The organism is Albirhodobacter sp. R86504 (genome assembly GCF_042466415.1).
Taxonomy (GTDB): Bacteria; Pseudomonadota; Alphaproteobacteria; order Rhodobacterales; family Rhodobacteraceae; genus Albirhodobacter.
Window position 1 is genome coordinate 2,094,534 of the sequence record NZ_JAXHCH010000002.1, and the last position, 21,743, is coordinate 2,116,276.

22 protein-coding genes and 1 tRNA gene are annotated in these 21,743 nt (G+C 57.4%); 7 read left to right on the forward strand and 16 right to left on the reverse strand.

Annotated features, from left to right (window positions below; genetic code table 11):
- Nucleotides 1-36: 36 nt before the first annotated feature.
- Both SJY32_RS12090 and SJY32_RS12095 read right to left on the reverse strand, forming a co-directional pair.
- A complete protein-coding gene (locus tag SJY32_RS12090) occupies nucleotides 37-702 on the reverse strand; it encodes a DsbA family protein (RefSeq protein ID WP_376875548.1) in 666 nt (221 codons plus the stop codon).
- On the reverse strand, nucleotides 703-1,212 hold the full coding sequence (locus SJY32_RS12095) for a DUF721 domain-containing protein (protein WP_376877714.1): 510 nt from the start codon (nucleotides 1,210-1,212) through the stop codon (nucleotides 703-705).
- A 183-nt stretch (nucleotides 1,213-1,395) separates the two neighbouring features.
- Between SJY32_RS12095 and SJY32_RS12100 the strand changes: the two genes are divergently transcribed.
- Together SJY32_RS12100 and SJY32_RS12105 are read left to right on the forward strand one after the other, a co-directional pair.
- Nucleotides 1,396-2,427: an A/G-specific adenine glycosylase gene (locus SJY32_RS12100; RefSeq protein WP_376875551.1), complete on the forward strand. Its 1,032-nt coding sequence runs from the start codon at nucleotides 1,396-1,398 to the stop codon at nucleotides 2,425-2,427.
- Nucleotides 2,428-2,522: 95 nt separating this feature from the next.
- Entirely contained in the window at nucleotides 2,523-3,650 is a 1,128-nt protein-coding gene (locus tag SJY32_RS12105; RefSeq protein ID WP_376875554.1) for an alkane 1-monooxygenase, read from the forward strand.
- Between the two features lie 27 nt (nucleotides 3,651-3,677).
- Here SJY32_RS12105 and SJY32_RS12110 read toward each other — a convergent pair whose 3' ends face one another.
- Entirely contained in the window at nucleotides 3,678-4,775 is a 1,098-nt protein-coding gene (locus SJY32_RS12110; RefSeq protein ID WP_376875557.1) for an FAD-dependent oxidoreductase, read from the reverse strand.
- 27 nt (nucleotides 4,776-4,802) lie between these two features.
- On the reverse strand, nucleotides 4,803-5,261 hold the full coding sequence (locus tag SJY32_RS12115; protein ID WP_376875560.1) for a rhodanese-like domain-containing protein: 459 nt from the start codon (nucleotides 5,259-5,261) through the stop codon (nucleotides 4,803-4,805).
- Between the two features lie 288 nt (nucleotides 5,262-5,549).
- Here SJY32_RS12115 and SJY32_RS12120 point away from each other — a divergent pair, with 288 nt between their 5' ends.
- The gene (locus SJY32_RS12120) at nucleotides 5,550-6,011 is read left to right on the forward strand and encodes a DUF302 domain-containing protein (RefSeq protein ID WP_376875563.1); all 462 of its coding nucleotides are present in this window, start codon (nucleotides 5,550-5,552) and stop codon (nucleotides 6,009-6,011) included.
- A gap of 165 nt (nucleotides 6,012-6,176) precedes the next feature.
- On the opposite strand, the gene SJY32_RS12125 is transcribed toward SJY32_RS12120, so the two are convergent.
- The 6 genes from SJY32_RS12125 to SJY32_RS12150 form a co-directional block, all read right to left on the reverse strand.
- The gene (locus SJY32_RS12125; RefSeq protein WP_376875566.1) at nucleotides 6,177-7,091 is read right to left on the reverse strand and encodes a calcium/sodium antiporter; all 915 of its coding nucleotides are present in this window, start codon (nucleotides 7,089-7,091) and stop codon (nucleotides 6,177-6,179) included.
- A 321-nt stretch (nucleotides 7,092-7,412) separates the two neighbouring features.
- Nucleotides 7,413-8,060 carry a PEBP family protein gene (locus SJY32_RS12130; protein WP_376875569.1) on the reverse strand — a complete coding sequence of 216 codons (648 nt, stop codon included), beginning with the start codon at nucleotides 8,058-8,060 and terminating at the stop codon, nucleotides 7,413-7,415.
- A 32-nt stretch (nucleotides 8,061-8,092) separates the two neighbouring features.
- Nucleotides 8,093-8,677, reverse strand: a complete 585-nt coding sequence (locus SJY32_RS12135) for a YbhB/YbcL family Raf kinase inhibitor-like protein (protein WP_376875572.1) — start codon at nucleotides 8,675-8,677, stop codon at nucleotides 8,093-8,095.
- A complete protein-coding gene (locus SJY32_RS12140) occupies nucleotides 8,674-9,645 on the reverse strand; it encodes a YHYH protein (RefSeq protein ID WP_376875579.1) in 972 nt (323 codons plus the stop codon). The genes SJY32_RS12135 and SJY32_RS12140 overlap by 4 nt, the downstream gene beginning before the upstream one ends.
- Nucleotides 9,646-10,038: 393 nt before the next feature.
- Complete coding sequence (locus tag SJY32_RS12145) at nucleotides 10,039-10,731, reverse strand: YHYH protein (RefSeq protein ID WP_376875582.1); 693 nt, start codon at nucleotides 10,729-10,731, stop codon at nucleotides 10,039-10,041.
- Between the two features lie 855 nt (nucleotides 10,732-11,586).
- Nucleotides 11,587-11,663, reverse strand: a tRNA-Arg gene (locus SJY32_RS12150).
- A gap of 282 nt (nucleotides 11,664-11,945) precedes the next feature.
- Between SJY32_RS12150 and SJY32_RS12155 the strand changes: the two genes are divergently transcribed.
- On the forward strand, nucleotides 11,946-12,977 hold the full coding sequence (locus tag SJY32_RS12155; protein WP_376875585.1) for a LacI family DNA-binding transcriptional regulator: 1,032 nt from the start codon (nucleotides 11,946-11,948) through the stop codon (nucleotides 12,975-12,977).
- Between the two features lie 21 nt (nucleotides 12,978-12,998).
- On the opposite strand, the gene mog is transcribed toward SJY32_RS12155, so the two are convergent.
- Together mog and SJY32_RS12165 are read right to left on the reverse strand one after the other, a co-directional pair.
- Complete coding sequence (mog, locus tag SJY32_RS12160) at nucleotides 12,999-13,526, reverse strand: molybdopterin adenylyltransferase (RefSeq protein WP_376875588.1); 528 nt, start codon at nucleotides 13,524-13,526, stop codon at nucleotides 12,999-13,001.
- Nucleotides 13,523-14,749: an argininosuccinate synthase gene (locus SJY32_RS12165; RefSeq protein WP_376875591.1), complete on the reverse strand. Its 1,227-nt coding sequence runs from the start codon at nucleotides 14,747-14,749 to the stop codon at nucleotides 13,523-13,525. Before SJY32_RS12165 ends, mog begins: the two co-directional genes overlap by 4 nt.
- A 100-nt stretch (nucleotides 14,750-14,849) precedes the next feature.
- Here SJY32_RS12165 and SJY32_RS12170 point away from each other — a divergent pair, with 100 nt between their 5' ends.
- Nucleotides 14,850-15,662: a hypothetical protein gene (locus SJY32_RS12170; RefSeq protein ID WP_376875594.1), complete on the forward strand. Its 813-nt coding sequence runs from the start codon at nucleotides 14,850-14,852 to the stop codon at nucleotides 15,660-15,662.
- 38 nt (nucleotides 15,663-15,700) lie between these two features.
- Nucleotides 15,701-16,948 carry a threonine ammonia-lyase IlvA gene (gene ilvA, locus SJY32_RS12175; protein WP_376875597.1) on the forward strand — a complete coding sequence of 416 codons (1,248 nt, stop codon included), beginning with the start codon at nucleotides 15,701-15,703 and terminating at the stop codon, nucleotides 16,946-16,948.
- A 5-nt stretch (nucleotides 16,949-16,953) separates the two neighbouring features.
- On the opposite strand, the gene SJY32_RS12180 is transcribed toward ilvA, so the two are convergent.
- Nucleotides 16,954-17,298: an Hpt domain-containing protein gene (locus SJY32_RS12180; RefSeq protein WP_376875600.1), complete on the reverse strand. Its 345-nt coding sequence runs from the start codon at nucleotides 17,296-17,298 to the stop codon at nucleotides 16,954-16,956.
- Nucleotides 17,299-17,512: 214 nt separating this feature from the next.
- Between SJY32_RS12180 and SJY32_RS12185 the strand changes: the two genes are divergently transcribed.
- Complete coding sequence (locus SJY32_RS12185; RefSeq protein ID WP_376877717.1) at nucleotides 17,513-18,730, forward strand: PP2C family protein-serine/threonine phosphatase; 1,218 nt, start codon at nucleotides 17,513-17,515, stop codon at nucleotides 18,728-18,730.
- Nucleotides 18,731-18,749: 19 nt separating this feature from the next.
- Here SJY32_RS12185 and SJY32_RS12190 read toward each other — a convergent pair whose 3' ends face one another.
- From SJY32_RS12190 to SJY32_RS12200, 3 genes are all read right to left on the reverse strand, one after another.
- Complete coding sequence (locus tag SJY32_RS12190) at nucleotides 18,750-19,616, reverse strand: DMT family transporter (protein WP_376875603.1); 867 nt, start codon at nucleotides 19,614-19,616, stop codon at nucleotides 18,750-18,752.
- A 100-nt stretch (nucleotides 19,617-19,716) separates the two neighbouring features.
- Complete coding sequence (locus tag SJY32_RS12195) at nucleotides 19,717-20,004, reverse strand: HU family DNA-binding protein (protein ID WP_376875606.1); 288 nt, start codon at nucleotides 20,002-20,004, stop codon at nucleotides 19,717-19,719.
- 133 nt (nucleotides 20,005-20,137) lie between these two features.
- Nucleotides 20,138-21,619, reverse strand: coding sequence for an AMP nucleosidase (locus SJY32_RS12200; RefSeq protein WP_376875609.1), 1,482 nt, complete (start codon nucleotides 21,617-21,619; stop codon nucleotides 20,138-20,140).
- Nucleotides 21,620-21,743: the final 124 nt, after the last annotated feature.

Genomic DNA, 21,743 nt, shown 5'->3' on the forward strand with positions numbered 1-21,743 from the left:
TTAGCGGGGCGTTGAATTTTGACCTGTAGCGCTCGCTTACTGCGCGAGCTTCGCGTCGAGGATGGCTTTGAGGTCGGCGTAGCTCATGTTGGAATTCTTCTCGCCGTCGATGATAAGCGTTGGCGTACCTTGCACATCATCCGCTTCGGCGCGCGCTTGGAATGTCGCAACCATCTGCTCGGCTCGCGCATCATCCGACATACAAGCGTCGATCGCCTCCGAGGTCAGCCCTGCTTTGAGACCGATTTTCTTGAGATTCTCGGTAATCGTCGCCGGATCACCATCCCCAATCCAAGTTCCTTGCGTCGAGTAGATCATATCGTTGATCGGGTAGTACTTCGTCACCCCACCGCAATTCGCGACCTGCGCGGCCTTGAGGCCAAAGGCATCAAAGTAAACCTCGCGGTGGATGAACTGCACCTTGCCCGTGTCGATATATTCCGCCTTCAGCTTGTCAAACACCGTATCGTGGAACGTCGCACAATGCGGGCATGTGTAGCTTGCGTATTCAATCACAGTGATCGGCGCTTGTGCCGAACCCAGCGGGATATCTGGCAACAGGTTCGCTTCTTCGGCTTGCGCTGCAGCCGGAACCGAAAGGTTACCCTGCGCGCCACTGTTCATGCTCGAAAAAGCATAACCGCCGACCGCTAGCGCCGCGACTGCCGCGACAGCTCCAAGGATCAATTTATTGTTCGACATTTAATCGCCTTTCTTTCCACCGGACCGCTGTTCAGTCCGCGCGAGAACATTTGTTGCAAGCATTTCAATAGCGGCGCGAAGCCGGTCATCTCCAACTCCCTCCGCAGTTTCCCGCGCCTGCGCAACGACTTGGGGGGAAGGCGCGGGTTTTTCGACTGTCGTGGCCGCGCCAAATTGCGCCTGCCCTTCAGAAAACCCGATCGGTGCCGTTTGGGTCAGCACCACTTTGGAAATTGCGCTATAACCATAGCAAGCGTTGACGCGGTCGCGAATTTTATCACGGCTCATCATCAGCATTGGTGCCGCAGCCCCCGTCGTCAGCAGCGTAAGCGTCGCCCCGAATCCATCGCGCCCGTATCCGATTTTGACCGGACGCGTGCATTTGGCAAACTCCTCGCCCACGACCTCATGCCAATGCGTGAGCAGCTTCGCAACCGCGAAACCACGTGTTTCGCCGGCAACGCGGATTCGTTCGCGCAGCAAACCTACGGTGGGCTCGAACCCCCGCATCCGCCGCCTTGGGCTCGGACCTGATGCAGCCGCACCCTTTTTAGCCGCGGTTTTGCGCGGCTTTGCCGATTCCGGCGGCTCAAAGGGTGTTTGGTTTTCCATCTGGGTGTTCCTCGTTCGCGCCCTATACTATGCGCAAGGGCGGGTGATGCCACCCAAATGCGTGAGGAGGCGCCATAAACATTGCGTGACGACACAGATATCAGCGCCGCGTTGCTCGCGTGGTATGACCGTTCCGCGCGCGTGATGCCTTGGCGGGTGTCACCAGCGGATCGCGCTGCCGGCATTCGGCCCGATCCTTACGCGACGTGGCTATCGGAAGTGATGCTACAACAAACAACGGTCGCCGCCGTGCGGGACTATTTCCGGCGCTTCACCGATCGGTGGCCAACGGTGGAGGCATTAGCGCACGCGCAGGACGCCGATGTCATGGCCCAATGGGCAGGATTAGGCTATTACGCGAGGGCGCGTAACCTGCTGAAGTGCGCGCGCGCGGTTGCCGAGCGCGGCGGATTTCCCGAGTCCGCCGCAGAACTGCAAACCCTCCCCGGAATTGGCCCTTACACTTCAGCGGCAATCGCCTCCATCGCCTTCGACGAACCTGCCCCTGTTGTAGATGGCAATGTCGAGCGCGTCGTATCGCGACTGTTTGAAATCACAAAAGAGCTTCCCGACGCGAAACCCGATATTTTTGAGGCGACCAGCCGAATCACGCCAACGCTACGGCCGGGCGACTTTGCGCAAGCGATGATGGATCTTGGTGCGACGATCTGCACCCCGCGCAAGCCGGTATGCGCGCTTTGCCCGCTCTCGCAGGACTGCCGCGCGCGCGAAAGTGGCACCGCGGAGACATTGCCGCGCAAAAAACCGAAGCCTGTTAAACCCGAATGTTTCGGGATCGTCTGGATTGCCCAAAACCAAGGTGCGACTCTGGTAGAGACGCGGCCTGAGAAAGGGCTGTTGGGCGGGACGGTCGGTTTCCCCACGACCGATTGGCGGAACACGCCGATTGACCTTCCGCCTGTCGCCGCCGAGTGGCGCACCGTGCCGACGAATGTACGACACACGTTCACGCATTTTCACCTGACGCTCGAAGTGCGCGTCGCACAAACGCAAGGCAACCCCGAGCGCGGAGAGTTCGACCCGCTGTTCGATCCCGCCCATCTCCCGACGTTGATGCGAAAAGCCTGGGACGCCGCCGTTCCGTTTTTGTGAGCACATCCTATGCTACGATGTCGCGTTGTATCGGGCGCAACTTTCGATATTCTTTCACTACCCCGTTGTTCCATGCGCGAGAGTAAGTGTGTTTGATGGCAAATGACTTCACGACAGTCCGCCGCGCCTTGCCGTTTTGGCTATCGTTGGGGATGATCCCGCTACTTGCGATTGGCGCTGTGCAGGGTGGTTGGACACTGGCTCTGCCGCCGCTTTACGGGTGGCTGTTCATCACCCTCCTCGATGCGATTTTGGGACGCAACACGGATCAACCCGATACGCAGACGCCCGATGCCGATCTATTCTGGTATCGCCTCATCACGCTGCTCTGGTTTCCCGTGCAGGTCGTCACGGTGTTCTCGCTGATCTATTATGTGACGCACACGGATCATTTGTCCCTCGGTGAGAGCTTAGGCCTGTTTTTTGGCATGGGCGTTGCCGCTGGAACAATCGGGATCGTCTACTCACATGAATTGATGCACCAAAAAAGCAAGCTGGAGCGCTGGATGGGCGATCTGTTGCTGGCGAGCGTGCTCTATTCGCATTTCCGCTCTGAGCATCTTTTGGTGCATCACTGGCATGTCGGAACACCGATGGACGGCGTTACAGCGCGCTACAATGAGGGGTTTCATCGGTTCTTCCCGCGCGTTTTGAAAGAATGTCCGCGCTCGGCATGGGCCGCCGAAACCCGCAAGCTGGCCCGCGCCAAGCGCAGCACATGGCACCGATCCAACCCGTTTTGGCGCTACGCCGCATTGCAGGGCGGTATGCTCCTCTTAGCCTTCATCCTTGGCGGATGGGCGGGGATCGGGCTTTTCATCGTTCAGGCCGTCGTCGCTATTTGGCAGTTGGAACTGACAAATTACATCGAGCATTACGGCCTTACGCGCGAACATCTCGGCGACGGGAAATATGAACATGTTAAGCCACACCATTCGTGGAATGCCGATCACACTGCCTCAAATTGGTTGATGATTAACCTCCAGCGACATTCGGACCATCACTATAAGCCTGACCGGCGCTTCCCGTTGCTACAAACTTATGATGCCGATGCAGCTCCGCAACTACCGCTGGGCTATCCCGCAATGGCTGCTGTCGCGATGATCCCGCCGCTTTGGCGCAGGCGTATGAACCCGCGCGTGCGGGCATGGCGTCGTCAGCATTATCCGCATATCACCGATTGGTCTGCTTATAATAAGGGCCAGACGCCAAAACGGTATTGATGCCTCCGGCCTGATACAGCGGGTGAATTAGAATTGGTCCATGAAGCTACGATCAATCCGGTCTTTCAACCGCCAAACCAAGTTGCCGGCAAAGCCCAGCCCTGACTTCTCGCCGAAAGCCCGTTTCCCGCCAAGCGATACAAGTTTCAAATAATCGGTCTGGGGATTGTAGTGATCCAACGCCTCACCCGCCAAGGATTTGCGCAAATTCGCGAGCAAGATCGGGGCTTGGCGCACGGCATAGACCCCCGCTTTCGGACGCGGGGTGACAGTCATATTCGCGCAATCTCCGACTGCAAAAACGCCTTTTTCATTCGTTTCAAGGGATCGATTTACGTCGATAAATCCATCCTTCGTCACCAAACCCGTGGAGGGTACCCAAGCGTGAGGTGTCGCCCCTGCAGCGCCCACCACAAAATTCGCCTCAAAGACGCGACCATCCGTGAAGACCACTCCGCGCTCGCGGACCTCCGCGACCTCCACGCCCTCGAGTACCTGAACGCCATTCGCGTCGAGTTCTTTGCGAACACGTTTTTGAGCCTTCACGCTATTTGCTGACAAGATACGCCCGCGATCGAGCAAACGCACAGACACCGGTTCCCGCGCGCCCCTCAACGCGAAGGCCATTGCCATCGCCAGCTCGGCACCCGCTATTCCGCCACCGATAATGATGACATGCTTCGGGCCTGCCGTACTCCGAAATGCGTCCCAACGCGCGGAGAACGGGCCCAAGGGCTTTACCGGAATTGCGTATTGTCTAAATCCTTGCAAGCCATCCATCCGCGAGGTGATCCCCACGTCGATTGAGGCGAAATCATAAGAAACGCTTTCACCGTTCTCCAGATGGATAAGCTTATGCGCCAGATCTATGCCCTTCGCTTCCCCGTCGATCAACGTCGCGTTTGCTTTTTGCGCGAGGGCGGCGAGATCGATATCCAATTCTTTGCGCGTGTAGTGCCCTGCGACGAACCCCGGTAGCATGCCTGAATAAGGCGCTGTGGGGCCCGGATTGATCACCGTAACCTGCGCACCCTCCAGTGGCGCGGAGGTCATCCCCTGCAACACAAGGGCATGTGTGTGGCCACCGCCGACCAGCACAACAGACTTTTCGGGTTTCTCGCTCATGATCTCATCTCGTTTGGTTCGCCAAAGTCAGGATTTAATCGCGCTTAATTCAGCCTCGGTCGGCGCCCGCAACGGCAACCCTTGCTCAATGTAACCCGGCCCAGCACCGGATCCGATCATACCTTCGGGGACATCGAGCACATCGGTAAAACCAGCCTTCGCCAGCCGCTCATTCATCCGGTCGGATCTGACACCGCGCGCGCAAATCAACGCCAAGGGTCGTACCCCCATTTGCGTAAAGATGGATTGAAGAGCCGCCTCGAAATCATCACGCCGCATATCGATCAGGGTCGCAGGCGCGGCGACGCCCGTGGCCTGCCATTCATCGGGTCGGCGAATATCGACGAGATAAATCTCCCCGGCCTCCGCCATTTCAAAGGCTTGGCGCGCAGTGATCGCGCCCGCGGCATCGGAATCTGCAAAGACGTTGAACCAGCGCGTCGATACGAAGGCCGCCCCCGCCAGCGCCGCCGCGCTACCGAACAAGACCCATCTCCGATTTACCTTCAAGGCTCCCGCATCTAAGCGACTGACCCCAGATTTTGGCATTACGCACCGCCCCTATACCGCAAACATAGTCTTCCAATAGGCGATCAAGATGGCGATCCTTGGTGACTAAGTCACGAAAAACCCACCCTTCCCGCCTGCATTGCACGGGGACGTGATCCATGACCTCGCTAATCTTGCACAAAATTCAAAATGGGGTGATGCTTTGGTATCAAGACGCGGAATAGTTCGATGCCGACGTCAGGAAGCCCCGATAGGAGGATCGCGATGCGCTATCTCACCGCTGCTCTTTGCCTTTTGGCGATGCCCGCAACTGCCGAGATGAAGCCTCGCCAAGGGTGGTCCGTCCTTCAAACCGAGAAATCCTTCGATCAGTTGCTGACCGATATCGGGCCGGCGGTACAGGCACAGGGGATGGGGATCGTCACACAAGCCGGACCAACAGAGACGGCAAGGGCTCGGGGGATCACGATCCCGGGCAATCGCGTGATTGGTGTATTCAATAACGTTTATGCTGTGCGCATCTTGGGGCTTTCAACCGCAGCAATGATCGAGGCCCCTGTGAGGCTCTATGTTACGGAAAATCCAGACGACACCGCAACATTATCCTACAAAACACCCACCACCGTCTTCGCGCCCTATTTCGACGAAGGGGGGCCTGATCTGGAAACGGCTGCGGATGAGTTGGACACGATTTTTGAAGCCATCGCGGAAAGTGCAACGAAGTGAACCGACTGCGCGCGTTGGCCTGCGGTGTGCCGCACTGAGGCATTGACGCTCGTCTGGATGTTTCCGCGGCGAAAGGATGCACCTTGATGGGCGCGAGCACATGAAAAAGCCGCGACAGAGTCGCGGCTATCTCCCTGACTGTATGCTCACGCCCATTGGGCAGCTTTATGCAGATAAAACATAGGCCGCATATACCGCCAGCATCACGAGCCCGATACCACGTCCGATCACCGGACGGGTGAGCAGCAGCACGGTCAGCATCAACGACATGGCAATCATCACCGGAAGATCAAAGGTTAAGAACCGCGGTGCCACGGGGATCGGCGCGATAAGGGAAGTGACCCCGAGAATGCCTAAAACGTTAAAGATGTTCGAACCGATGATGTTGCCGATGGCGATTTCAGACTGACGGCGGAGGGCCGCGATCAGTGACGTGGCCAACTCCGGCAGAGACGTACCCACGGCGACGATGGTCAACCCGATGAAGGCCTCCGAAATGCCGTATCCGCGCGCGATCGACACAGCCCCATCGACCAGAAATCGTGCGCCGAACATCAGCGCAACAAGACCGCCGAGGACATAGAGCATCGAGATAAGCATCGAGGCTGGCGGTTTCTGACCGTCGTCCACGTCTTCTGCAGCATCCGACGCCAGATAGGCCCAGACGAGATAGGCGACCAACCCGCCGAACAGAACCAGTCCAGCAAGCCGCGTCACTTGGCCAAAGGCGAAAATCGGCACCAGCAAAAGCGCCGCAGACACCATCACCGCCGTGTCACGCCGTAAGGTCGCGCCCATGACCTTGATAGGCCAGATCAGGGCCGAGAAGCCTGCGATGAGAAGAATGTTGGCGATATTGGATCCGATGATATTGCCCAATGCGATATCGGGAACGCCGCGCCAAGCAGCCTCGACCGAAACCAGAAGCTCAGGCGTGGACGTGCCGAAGCCAACCACGGTCAAGCCAATCAAAAGCGGTGGAATCGCCATGCGACGGGCGATACCGACGCTGCCTCGCACAAGCGCCTCCCCCCCGAAGAACAGGCCGATCAAGCCGCTAAATACGTAAAGATAGTCCAAAGCGGTTCCCCCATAGGCAGTTGCCCTGCCATTCGGGATGAAATGTGAGTGAGGCTCGTCACTTGCAAGGGCCGCGCGAAGTATATTTCGAACCGAAGATTAGACTTATTTTCGGCTCGCTTGGCCTTGGCGGGGAGGCTCTGAAGTCACTGTTTCTAAACTGGCAGTCTGGGGGAACAAGGGCGCGACCCGAGTTCGGCCCCTAGTGGGCGCGCAAGGCAACGGCCGCGCGTGGCGGCCGCCATTTGTTCGTCATGGTAAAGATATGCAGGCATAGAAGGTGCGGGATGTTACATGCCGCACCTTCAAGAGTTCACTCGCCTATTCGCCGATCGTCAAACGGCACAGCAAAGTATTGTCCTGCTTCAAACTTTCACCCCAAACCAACTCTGCGCTCTCGTCCCATGTGACCTCGTCATAGCCGTCCTTCGGGCTGACGTCGGCGGCGGAATGGACGGTTGCGGAGGGCCAGTCGCTGTCATCGAAATCTGGCGCGGTCCAGTCGGCGGGAATGTCCGTCGCAACAAATCCACAGGCGCCCTGCCCCGCGACGGGGTTCGCCTCATCGGCGCAAGATGTCTCTACCGGAGCGAAGTGCACAACGAGGCATTTCATATCCTCATCCGTGACTTTGAGCGTCTCGCCCGAGACCGCGTCCCTAAACTGCGCGATCATACCGCCATCGCCCATTTGTTGCCGGCGGGTGCCGATATATTCCAGTCCGCTATCGTTTTCCTTGAAATCCTTGGCCTCAATCGCGATCACCGCCGGCAATTCAACGGAGAAGGTCGCGGTCTCCTTGTTGAACGACCGCTCCGTCGTGATCGGCACCGAGTCTTCGAGCACCGTTTCACCATTGGCCGACATCGAGAACCAGTTATCGACCCAGATATCGGTGGTGATGTCGCGGGTTTCGGCGTGAGCGGTGCCCGCCGTCAGGGCGGCAACTGTCGCGAGGATAAAACGCATGTCGTGTCCAATCATATGAAAGATGTCGTCAGTTAGTTCAGAAAGCTCAAAGAATCGCCGGCAAGGACGTGACCGTTCAGCGCGGCCATGACCTCAGTCCAACCCGTGCCAATGTCATCTTGTTCCGGTAAATCTTTCAACGGCGTATCAAGGGCATAGACCCAGATCGTATATTCATGGGTGCCCGCACCGGCCGGCGAACACGGCGGGGTATAGCCGGTTGCGCGGCGGTCCTTATCGCTGCCCTCAAAGCCGAGGGACGTCGGGTTGCCCCGCGCCACGCCCGTTGCGTCTGCGGGAATATTCCAGACCAGCCAATAGTGGCTTGGCGCGTTGACACCGGGATAGGTGCCCTTGGGATAATGTTTCATGACGATGGCATAGGCCTGCGTGCCGTTGGGCGCGTTGTCCCATGACAGCGGCGGGGACACGCCCTCTCCGCCGCTGCGGGTACAGCGCAGATCGGCGGGCAAGGCCGCGCCGTCCACCAGAGCGGCGCTGGTCAGGGTGAACTCCCGCGCGTCTGCGCGAGGCTCTCGCGGGGTCTGCTGCGCGGTGGCGGGCAAGGCGATCGCCCCGCAAAGCAGCGCAAGGGTAAGGGCGCGCAAACGGGTCATTCGCGGCACAGCTCTTGCTCGAAAAGTTCGCCGCCATTGGTGACGGTGCGGGTTTCGAAATTATAACAATTCTCGGTCTCCGACGGGGCATATTTAATGTAATACTGGCCGCCTTGATAGCTGTAGGTCATCGTACGGGTGCCATCGCCCTCTTGCGCGAAGACCAGATCCTCAACCCCGCCGCGTGGCGGCTGACCGGCCTCCGGCCCGCCCTCCGCCGCAGTCAAGGGGCGCACACGCGGCAGAGCATCGATATCAGGCACCTCGCCCATCAGACATTGGATGATATAGGGCGCGCCCTCGGACGTGTGGTAGCGATAGCCAAAGGTATCGTCGGCCTGCCCGTTGCACACATCCAGAACACCCGCATCAATCGCACTGCCGTCGGGATTGGTATCGGCGTAGATCGGATATCCGTCAAACGCCCAACCAATGATCGCATCGGGCCCTTTGTTCGCCATTTGCTCGATCATGCAGGTCGGTGCCGCGTGATAATGATAGTCATCGCCCCGCCCCGCATGGCCGCCGCAGGCATCCAATTGACCCGTTGCAACCGTGTCCAGATGGGCCTGATAACTGCCTAGGTCCTCCTGCGACATCTCCCCGCCTGCGGTGTAATCATAGATCGGCACGCCGTTCACTGCGACGCCAAGCGCCGCATCGCGGGTGTGGGGCTCGGTGCTCTTGACGGGGGCCAATGCGACGGGAGAGGCGTAATTGACCGCGGGCACCGGCACCTGTTCGTTCGTGCCAATGATGCCCGTCATCATCTCGTGATCAGGATAGGTATCGCCTGCGATCAAAGCCTGATCATCGGTGCAAGTCACCGTGACCACATCGGCAAACCCAGCCTCCGCGACCGATTGCGTTACCGCCGCGCAATGCGAGGCCTCATCATGGGCGTGTACAGTGGTCGCGGAGAGGCAGGCAAGCAAGGCGAGGCTAGACGGAAGGAGATAATCGCGCATAAGGGTACCCTTTGTCGGATGACGGATGGTTTACGGGATTATACGCAGTTTCTGGACTTTTCCGTCGTTTCCCCTCATAAAATTTGAAAGGCGGGGCCGTGGTCGACGCCTCAGACTGGTGATCGCTTTATGATCAGTAGGTCTGCACGGGGTCGCAATCGGGCCTCCGGCTGCGCGCAAGACCCTCGACATCCGAGTTAGATGCAAACGGCCGTATGGGGGTTTGGCTTTCGATCATAACCCTACCCTGAAAGCTTTTGCAGGGCTGCTCCACAGGTACGACAGACGGCACTCGGACCTTCCCAGCACTCTTCATCAAGGTTTGATCGGGTCGGATTAGCGGCGTTTCGGTCAAGTTTGTGGGTCCGGTCGAAACTATGCAGGTGCGTCGATTTAGCGACGCTTCATAAAGCTCTTATCGGGCTGACCTGAGAAGCAATGCGGATAGGTCGGGTAATCGGCGGTGATGATATAGGCGTAGGTGTCTTGCGGGAAACCTTGTGTGACCACATTGGTGCCGTTGCACTCATCCAATGCGCTTAACCCCGCAACATATTCATAATCTTGGATAAATGCCCCGTCATGCAGGCCGGCCGGGCCATCCGCTCCGCCATCCCGATTGCCGGATTTCAACTGATACGAGCTTCTCAGCGGCTCCTCCGTCATATTGGCGGTGTAGATCGGGTAGCCATCCGCCGCCCAGCCGATAAGCGGCGAGCCCTGCATATCCGCCGCGCCCAGCGCCTCCAAAACGCCGGTGGGCCAGCCGTGATAATGGTATTCGCCGGTGGGCTGCACATGGGCGTGGTTTGCATCGAGACCCAAGGCCACCGCGCCGCTCAGCGCCTCATATTGCCAGCCGCTTTTGGGATCATCATGCAACCATTCCGCCGCCAACGGATCGATTTTCGTGGAGGAGCGCGCGATCCCGAAATCCCAAACCAGCGGGAAATACATCGGCTCGGACAGGCGCTTGGGCGTGACTGGAACCTGCAATTGCAGATCATGTTCGACAATGCTGTTGGGGTTGCCGGGATTTGGGAAGGTGCCGACGAGATGGTTGGCGATGCCGGTCACCCCGATCACGCGCTAATCGCCGGAGATTTTCTCGCTGTAGAGAAAGCCGTCAAGTTGGACCGTGGCCGGAACCAGCTCGATCGGCTGCACTTGCGTGGCGGTATGATTGCGACGCGGCGGCCGGTTGCCGTTCTGCTCCTGCGCAAGGTACTTTGTGTGCTACCTAAATCCATGAAAAGTTAGCATACGAAGTATCAGATGACCGCGCGCCTGATGCCAGCTTCTATGTCTGCCGGCATGTGAGCGACACAGATACCCGCGCGAACATCCTGCAACTCACGGAAAAAGGCCGCGCCTTTTTGAGCGAAATTTTCTACGCTTGGACGGAAATTGATGCGTTCCTCATCGAGACTTGGAGGGATGGCGGCGCGAAACAGAACAGCCAAAGCGCCTTATAATTGAAGCATACGATCACGCATGATGAAGCGAGATAAACCTATTTCGCACGCCTGCTTGCCAAGCGCCCCGAGACTAAGCCGAGCGCAAAATGATCAAAAGCTCCACCTCTTTGTGAGATCTTCATCACGCGTGGATGACATGCCTCGCACCAAGCTGGCATGCTAAGCTATCTGCGTTTCAGGTTCTCCGTGTTCCCGAGCGCCCGAGATTGGGGCACCGGACAACAGGTTGAGCTCCACCTCAACCAGATTGGAGGAATTGCAATGAACCGGATGATCAGGGGGCGCGCGCATCGCACTCGCATTCTCCTCACCCACTCTTGCCCAAATGCAGGAAGGGGACGGCACAGGCCTCTCGGAATGATCCAGACGATTTCGCACTCACCGTGCGCGGCGGCGTCAACGCTAGATTGTGGGGTGGGCTTGCTGCGCTCGCGTATCGATTGCCCCGACTACAGCAAGATTTTGGTGATCCCGACTGGATTCGAACCAGTAACCTGCCCCTTAGGAGGGGGCTGCTCTATCCAGTTGAGCCACGGGACCACGCCAGCTTAATGCGACATCGGACGAGAGATCGCAACTCCGGTGATTTGGTAGATAGCGATTTCTGTGGCTTGTGCGGTATGGTGGGGGGGCGTTTTCGGCCCACCGCCCCCCCGAATCCGTTGCGCCTGTTCAAACTGAGCTTGATGAGCGCCCGGACATTTCTTGCGTATTCATTAATAAAGCCGCAATGTTAGCGTTAACATACCCGTGCCCCCTTGCTTGCACAAGAGAAACTTTTATCGCTATCAATGATATTGAAACGCTTGTGAGAGGTCCCGCGTGAGCCAGCCCCCAATTTCCCCACGTAGACCGTTGACCTTGCGCGACGTTTCCGAAGCCTCCGGCGTATCGGAGATGACCGTCAGCCGCGTTCTGCGCAATCGCGGAGATGTCTCGGACACAACACGTGAAAAGGTGCTCGAAGCCTCAAAACGCTTGGGCTATGTCCCCAATAAGATCGCCGGCGCCCTTGCGTCGCAGCGCGTCAATTTGGTGGCGGTCATCATACCTTCGCTCTCGAATCTGGTGTTCCCCGAAGTCCTTGGCGGGATTTCTGCCGGACTAGAGGAGACTGGGCTACAACCTGTTGTCGGGGTTACAAATTACTCACCCGAGAAAGAGGAAGCAGTCCTCTACGAAATGCTTTCATGGCGGCCGTCAGGGGTGATCGTCGCGGGCTTGGAACACACTGACGCCGCGCGCGCGATGATGGAAAACGCCGGCGTCCCGATCGTCGAGATTATGGATGTTGACGGGCAGGGCGTCGATTCCGTCATCGGGATTTCACATCGCCGCGCAGGTCTTCACATGGCAGAGGCAATCATCGCGGCCGGCTATCGCAAAATTGGATTCCTCGGCACCAAGATGCCGGACGATCACCGCGCCCGTAAACGTTTTGAGGGCTTTAAAGAGGGGCTCTCCCTCGCGGGGTTAGAGCTTGCCGATACCGAGTTTTATCACGGCGGCTCTGCGCTCCTAAAGGGTCGCGAAATGACGGAAGCGATCCTAAAGCGTAATCCGGATATCGATTTCCTATATTATTCCAACGACATGATCGGCGCGGGCGGTTTGCTCTGGTGTCTTGAGAACGGGATCGACATCCCGGGGAGGCTTGGTCTCGCCGGATTTAACGGCGTCGAACTCCTCGATGGGCTGCCACGCAGGCTGGCGACTATGGATGCCTGCCGCCGCCAAATCGGCCTGCGGGCCGCCGATATCATATCAGGGAAGGCACAAGATGGCCAAATCGGCGGCGCGCTGATTGAGCTTGAACCAGTGCTGGAGCTTGGCGATACGGTTCGGAAAATCTAATCGCGGTCAGAAAAACACTGTTTACGCCCCTTTGGGGCGAAACGCCTCGATTTTTTGCGGATCGGTTTCGATACGCCCTGCCCCGATCAAATCAAGGCAATAGGGAACTGCCGCAAAGACCGCATTCAAACAAGTTGCAATCGCGCTTGGTTTGCCTGGCAGAGTGATAATTAAACTCTTGCCGGCAATACCTGCGGATTGGCGCGATAGAATCGCGGTCGGAACCTCGAGCAGGGACGCGCGACGCATTTCCTCGCCAAATCCGGCCAGCTCTTTCTCGATCACATCGCTCACGCCCTCAGGCGTTTCATCGCGCGGAGCGGGGCCAGTGCCGCCAGTCACAAGGATCAATCCAGCTTCTTCATCGACCAGTTGCTGCACCATCGTCGCAACACTTTCACGCCCATCGGGAATAATGTGCCGCGTAATGGAAAGGGGCGTGGTGACCACGCCCCGCAACCAATCCTCACAGCCCGGGCCACCTTTGTCCTCATATTCGCCGCGCGATGCACGGTCTGATACGACAACAATTGCGGCCCAAACGGTCATTTTTTCACACGCGCATTGCGGGTCGCGATCAGTTTCAGGCGCAGCGCATTGAGGCGGATGAAGCCTGCCGCGTCCTTTTGATCGTAGGCGCCGGCATCGTCTTCAAAGGTCACATGCGCCTCAGAGTAAAGCGAATGCTCCGACCAACGGCCCACGCAAGTTGCCGAGCCTTTGTAGAGCTTCAACCGAACGGTGCCCGTCACATGCTCTTGCGATTTATCAATCGCGGCTTGCAGCATTTCGCGCTCCGGCGAGAACCAGAAACCGTTGTAGATCAGCTCGGCGTAGCGCGGCATCAGGCTATCTTTGAGGTGCCCAGCGCCCGCATCCAGCGTGATCTGTTCGATTCCGCGGTGAGCTTCCAGCAAAACCGTGCCGCCCGGCGTCTCGTAAATCCCGCGCGATTTCATACCGACGAAACGGTTTTCAACGAAATCGAGACGGCCAATACCGTGCTTGCCGCCAAGTTCGTTGAGCTTGGTCAGGATCGTTGCGGGCGACATCGCCTCGCCGTTGATCGCAACCGCATCGCCGCGCTCGAACGCGACTTCGATATATTCGGGCGTATCGGGGGCCTCTTCCGGCGACACGGTGCGCTGGTAGACGTATTCGGGCGCTTCTTTGGAAGGATCTTCCAACGCCTTGCCCTCGGACGAGGTGTGCAGCAGGTTCGCGTCAACGGAGAACGGAGCTTCGCCGCGCTTGTCTTTGGCGATCGGAATCTGATTTGCTTCGGCGAATTCGATCAGCTTGGTGCGCGAGGTCAAATCCCACTCACGCCAAGGCGCAATCACGCGGATCGAGGGGTCGAGCGCATAGGCCGACAGCTCAAAACGAACTTGGTCATTGCCCTTGCCGGTCGCGCCATGCGCCACGGCATCGGCGCCATGTTCATGCGCCAATTCAACGAGACGCTTGGAAATCAACGGCCGCGCGATCGAGGTGCCGAGCAGATACAGCCCCTCGTAAAGCGCATTGGCGCGGAACATCGGGAACACGAAATCGCGCACGAATTCCTCGCGCACGTCCTCAATGTGGATGTTCTCTTTCTTGATGCCCAGAAGTTCGGCCTTGGCACGCGCAGGCTCCAATTCCTCGCCTTGGCCGAGATCGGCGGTGAAGGTGATCACCTCACAGCCGTATTCGGTTTGCAGCCATTTCAGGATGATCGAGGTATCGAGGCCGCCGGAATAGGCAAGGACGACTTTCTTGGGAGCAGACATGGGCATCTCCGAGATATGAGTTTGCGTCGGAATAATGGGTTTTATCCTTGACGACAAGGGCTCCGGGCCGGAACTTGTCGCCGTTTATCGGGGACATGCGATGCGATCCGTGATCAGTCTTCTCAAAGTGACGGCTCTGGGTTTCATCGAGGATGGGCGGTCTTTGGCGATCTGCGCGGCTGGGCCTTTGCTTTGCCTGTTAATGTGGCAAAGCTTGCCCCGATACGGCGCATTCTTCGACTGGCTGACGCGCTGGCTAGGAACCAACGGCGTTCCAATGCTTGAGGGCCTCATCGTTGTGTTCTGCTTCTCACTTGTCGCTTTTTACTGGTTCAGGCGCTGTTTTATAACCGCGCCCGGCGGCATCCCGTTATCCTTCGCGCGTTACTTCATGGCAGCCCTCCTCTACGAGGTCTTACGTCACGCATCGATATCGCTGCTCGGGTCAGTGGATGAGTTGCTTTATCTCGCCGCAACAAGTCATCGGATCATTGGCACATTGGGCGCGATGATTGAGATTATACGGGCGTGTCTCTACTGGAGCGGCCTGTCCGTTACGTATAGCGCTCTCGCAATTCTCTCCCTCTGGTCCGCGCATCTTGCACTTGGGCGCGGCATCTCCATCATCGATATGGCGCGGGGACTGCGGGGATACATATTCGCCATTACCGCAAGCATCTCCCTGATCCTGATCCTCGCATCTATGCTGAACGTCGCCCTGCGACACAGCACCTACGCCGCGATCAACGCATTTGCAGTCGACGATCCGAACAGCGCGCGTTTTTTGGTACTGAGCATGGTCTCACCAATATCGAGCTATATCCTGCCGCTTCTCCTCATATCCTTTACCCGCGCGCTCATGATCAAATTCATGCCCGAGGTGGCCGCGCGCGCTGCCCCCACGCAGGAATAAGCTTGCGCCCGACGCAAAGGTTCTGGCACAGCTAGCCCATGACCCAGTTTGCCCTTCACGCTCAAGCCGCCACCCGCGCCCTTCGCGCGCTGTTCGATCCCACGCCGCTGCAACGCAACGATTTTTTGTCAGCGCGCTATGAGGCGGACATCTGGCTTAAGCGCGAGGACCTGACCCCCGTGCGCAGCTACAAGCTACGCGGCGCCTTTAATGCGATGCGCAAAGTTCGCGACGCCTCACCCGATCAGGGTCATTTTGTCTGCGCCAGCGCAGGAAATCATGCCCAAGGTGTGGCCTTCGCCTGCCGGCATTTCGGTGTGAAGGGAACGATCTTCATGCCCGTCACGACACCGCAGCAGAAAATTGACAAGACGATGACCTTCGGTGGCGATGCCATCGAGATTAAACTGACGGGTGATTACTTCGATCAAACTCTTGCGGCGTCGAAAAACTTTTGCGCCGAGGTGAATGCACATTTCCTATCTCCGTTTGATGACGCAGACGTTGTCGAGGGTCAGGCATCCGTCGGGGTTGAAATCCTAGATCAGCTCGGAACGCCACCCGACCTCGTCATTCTTCCGGTTGGCGGCGGAGGACTGTCCGCCGGCGTCACAGCTTACCTGCGCGCGACAACGCCTCAGACTGATTTCCGGTTCGTCGAGCCCCTTGGCGGCGCCTCGATGAAAGCCGCCGTGGAGGCCGGAGACCTTGTCACCCTGTCGCATGTGAACAGCTTTGTTGATGGCGCCGCTGTTGCCCGCCTGGGTGGGTTGCCATTCTCGCATCTGACATGGGTCGACAGCGATCAGATCCTACTCGCACCAGAAGATCGGATCTGCACGACGATGCTAGAGATGCTCAACGTGGAGGGGATTGTCCTCGAGCCAGCAGGCGCGTTGTCAATTGATGTTCTCCCCGAGCTTGCCGATCAAATTCGCGGAAAAACGGTGGTTTGCGTGACCTCGGGCGGGAACTTTGATTTTGAGCGTTTGCCGGAAGTCAAAGAGCGCGCGCAACGCTTTGCCGGATTGAAAAAGTATTTCATTCTCCGCATGCCGCAACGTCCGGGAGCGTTGAAAGAGTTCCTCTCCATGCTAGGTCCGGACGATGATATTGCGCGATTTGAATATCTTAAGAAGTCCGCGCGGAACTTCGGCTCTGTCCTCATCGGCATTGAGACGAAAAGGGCCGCAAACTTCGCGGCCCTCTTGGAACAGTTGAACAACGCCGGATTTAGCTATCGCGACATCACTGAGGATGCGTTGCTATCGGAGTTCCTGATCTAAGACTTTCAGGCGACGCTGGAAAAATCCCGATCACAGAATTCGGAAACCCGCGTCATAAACAACTTTTTAGATTCACCGTAGCAGGCCAGTAACTCCGGCACGTTGATGTGTGACGCCATTCCGGCCGCAGCCATGCGCTCGCCTGCTTGGCACATCGCCCCGAAGGATCGAAAGCCCAAATTCCAAGCCGACCCTTTCAAGAAATGCAAATCATCCTCAAGCTTTTCAGGCCGCATACCGAGCCGCAAGACGACCCCTTCAACCTCGTCGACGAATAGCTCCAGCACCTCGCCGAAGCCATCGCGTCCGATTTCGGATTGCAACTCGGCAACCCGTTCCCAGTCAATCATTTCACCCTCCACACTGACGTGTTTTCTTCACCGCGGATGAGGCTACACGCGAAAAGTTGTAGAAGGTTTAAAACCTAAAATGTTGCGGTTTCACTTGCTGTTAAGCGGCATCGGCTAGGCTGCTTCAACTTACATAAGCAGGTTGGCCGTGTCGCAAGCGTCAAACAGTCAGACTAACGAGGGAGGATCCCCCGAGCGCGCCTTCAAGCGTCGCGTGCTTGTCGTTGATGACAGCAGGATGCAGCGGCGCATCCTCAAAACCTTATTGCAACGCGCTGGCTATGATGTTGTCGAGGCCGCATCCGGCGCCGAGGCATTGAAAAAGTGCACAGAAACGACACCTGATATCGTCATTTCGGACTGGATGATGCCGGAAATGAACGGAATAGAGTTTTGTCGGGCATTTCGGGAGATGAACCGCGACTCCTACGGCTACTTTATTCTTCTCACCTCAAAGTCCGAGAAATCCGAAATTGCTCAGGGCCTCACAAGTGGCGCGGACGACTTCCTATCAAAGCCCGTGAACGGCGACGAACTGCGCGCGCGGCTTTCAGCGGGCGATCGCATCCTCAGGATGGAGGCTGAGCTTCGAGAAAAGAACCGGCTGGTCAACTCTACGCTCACCGAGTTGCGGCAACTCTATGCGAATGTTGATCGCGATCTTGATGAGGCCGGAAAGCTTCAGCAAAGCCTAGTGAAGGAACGCAACCGATCCTTCGGGAACTCGGAAATTTCCCTGCTGCTGCGGCCCTCAGGACAAGTCGGCGGCGACCTCGTCGGCTTTTTCCCGATTAATGCCCGCCGTGTCGCGATCTTCGGTCTCGATGTTTCCGGACACGGAATTACATCCGCGCTGATGACCGCGCGAATCGCCGGCTATCTTTCAGGCTCATCGCCCGACCAGAATATCGCCCTGGTGCAAACCGAATACGGCATATACGACGCGCGGGATCCCGCAGAAATAGCCTCATATCTGAATGATCTCGTCCTGCATGAGATGCAAACATCGTCCTATTTTACGATGATCTATGCCGATATTGATCTCATCTCCGGTGTCGTCAAACTGGTGCAAGCGGGGCATCCCCATCCCGTCATTTTGCGCGCAGATGGCTCGTTCAAAGCTTTGGGATTCGGCGGTTTGCCAATAGGTCTGATCGAAGACGCGACCTATGAAACCATCACAGCGCAACTTTTTCCCGGTGACAGGCTCTTTATGGTTTCCGATGGCGTCACGGAAGCGGCAGACGCTCATGGCAATCTGCTGGATGAGCACGGATTTCTACGAGTGATCTCGGAAAGCCGATCGCTGCGCGGACCTCAAATGCTCGAGGCTATCCAGTGGCATGTCGCGAATTATACCGACGGCGAAGTTGCGGATGACATCTCGGCGGTTCTGTTCGAGTTTGATGGTGCGAAAATAAACGTTGATTGAATTTACCGCCGATTGAATCTCAGCGCGCCTGCCGCGAAAGCTGCACGGCAAGAATTCCGCCAGTGACGATCGCCACACCAAGAAGATCGGCCGCGGCAATTTTCTCGCCAAGCAGGAGCGCCGCAATTGCAACTCCGAAGAACGGGTTGAGGAAGTGGAACGTCGCCGCTTTGATCGCCCCAATCCGGCCCACCAGCCAAAACCAAACCCAAGTTGCCAGCACGCCAGGTACAAGTGTGGTGTAGGCGAATGCGCCAATCAAACGCGGTGTCCAATTGATGGTCCACGACTCAAAAATCAACGCTGTGATAGCGAGTAACGCAGCGCCCACAAACATCTGCAGGCCAACAATCATCATCACATTGCCCCCTGAGGATGCTCCACGGACCGAGAGAGTCGCCACGGTGAGGGCCAGCGCCGCCAAGAAACAGAGCGCTACGTATCCGACGTCAGCGCCTCCTGAAAGGCGACCGCCCATGATGATTGCGACGCCAACCACGCCTGCCAGCAACCCTCCAAGCGCCAAGGGACGCAGTTTCTCACGGAACAGAACCCAGCCGAAGAAGGCCACCATTAACGGCATCGTTGAGGCGACGATCGCCGCCAGAGATGCCTCAACTCGCGTCATAGCGACGAAGTTCAAACCGAGATAGAGCGCGTTCTGGCACAGCCCAAAGATAAACGTTGCGCGCCACTGGGCGCGGGTCAGGCGCCATGATTGGCCCATCATCGAGGCCAAGCCTACGCCAATCAACCCCGATACAAAGAACCGCAAAGCCAGCGCTGTCATGGGCGGTGCATCCGCCACGATCATTCGCGCAGAGGTAAACGCTGAGGACCACATCAGGGCGAAAACCAACCCCATTGCCAAGGCGCGAAAGTCCACAATTCACCTCAAGAAATTGATTTTCAAACAAAAAGGCCGCCCCGCTTGATCGGGACGGCCCTCATTTACGATCGGGTAGGATTTACCCGATGCCACACGATCAAGCGTTCACAACGTCTTTGAGAGCTTTCGCGATCGTGACTTTAACTTGCTTGTCAGCAGCCTTGGTCATGGTCTCACCCGTTGCCGGGTTACGGACCTGACGCTCTGGCCGCTCACGGCAGGAGACTTTGCCGATGCCTGGGAGTGTTACTGCGCCGCCTGCGGCGACTTCTTTCGACACTACATCGGCGATCGCATCCAATGCGGTCGTAGCGGTTTTCTTATCCATGCCCATAGTCTCGGCAAGAGCGGCAACAAGTTGGGTCTTGGTCATCGGTTTCGACATGTCTGTCTCCTCTCAATTCGCCCCTTTACGGGATCATATCTGCCGCCGGTCGCGGTTTTGATTTGCCTCTAAAATCCGGTTTCACCCAATATGGCAAGCACAATTCGTCGTAATCAGCGCCTTTTTGCTGGGATTAGAGGAATGCAGTCTCCTCAAAGCTGCGTAGCTTCCGGCTATGAATTCGTTCCAACGGCATCTCGCGAAGTTTCTCCATCGCGCGAATACCGATCAGCAAATGGTTTGCGACCTGCGTGCGATAAAACTCCGTTGCCATCCCCGGCAGTTTCAGTTCCCCATGCAGCGGCTTATCGGACACGCACAGCAACGTGCCATACGGCACACGGAACCTGAAGCCGTTTGCGGCGATGGTTGCGCTTTCCATATCCAACGCGACAGCGCGGGATTGGCTCAAGCGATGCACCGGTCCCGAATGGTCGCGAAGCTCCCAATTCCGGTTGTCAATCGTCGCCACAGTGCCGGTCCTCATGATCCGTTTAAGTTCATATCCGTCAAGCTTCGTGACCTCTGCGACGGCCTCTTGAAGCGCGATCTGGATCTCCGCCAAGGCAGGAATAGGCACCCAAACCGGTAGATCATCGTCCAAAACATGATCTTCACGCAGATAAGCATGCGCGAGAACGAAATCCCCCAAGCTTTGCGAATTGCGTAATCCAGCGCAGTGACCGACCATCAACCATGCATGGGGACGGAGCACCGCGATGTGGTCTGTTGCCGTCTTCGCGTTCGATGGCCCCACGCCGATATTGACCAAAGTGATACCTTGCCCGTCGGGACGCTTCAAATGATACGATGGCATTTGCGGCATCTTCGCGAGGACGGGAAGGTCTTGATCTGGCGCCGTAATCTCGGCGTTGCCCGGCCCCACGAAGGATGAATATCCCGCGTCAGGATCGGCCAGCATCTCGCGGGCGACCGCCTCGAACTCATCGACGTAGAATTGATAGTTCGTAAACAGAACATGGTTCTGGAAGTGCTCTGGCAGGGTCGCCGTGTAATGCGAAAGGCGCGCCAACGAGTAATCAATGCGTTGCGCGCTGAAGGGCGCAAGATGACCCGCGCCGTCCGCATGGGGCGCGGCGGTGCCATTGACGATATCATCATTCGTTGAGGCTAGGTCAGGAACGTCGAATACGTCGCGCAGCGAGAAATCCAACACCCCCTCTTGCGGAACATTTACTCCCGGACGCGCGGCGACCGCGAAATGCACAGGCATAGGCGTTGTTGACCAACCGACTGATACGGGGACACCGTGATTCTCGATCAGCAAGCCCAGTTGCTGCACGAGATAATTATGGAACAGATCAGGCCGTGTGATCGTCGCCGCATAGGCTCCAGGCAGAGGTACGTGACCGAATGCCAAACGCGAATCTGTCTTGGCATGCGAGGTGGTCGTGATCCGAACCTCTGGATAAAACGCACGGAAACGCGACTCAGGGCGACCTTCGCTCAGCGTTTCGTTGAAATGCGCCAGCAAGAAATCTGTCGCCTCTTGGTAGAGATCAATGAGATGCGCGACGGCAGCGCCTGCGTCCGAAAATACTTTATGCGCATAATCTGTCGGAGTTTTAATCGGCAAGAATCGTGCTGGGGTCATCGAACATTCATTCCTTCGGACAGTGCGGTGCATCGCGAACGCGCCCCTCAAAAAGGCGTTGCGCGAAAACGCTTGAGCTTCCGAGTCTTGCACCCGTTTTTCACGGAGACAAGATGTCATCCGA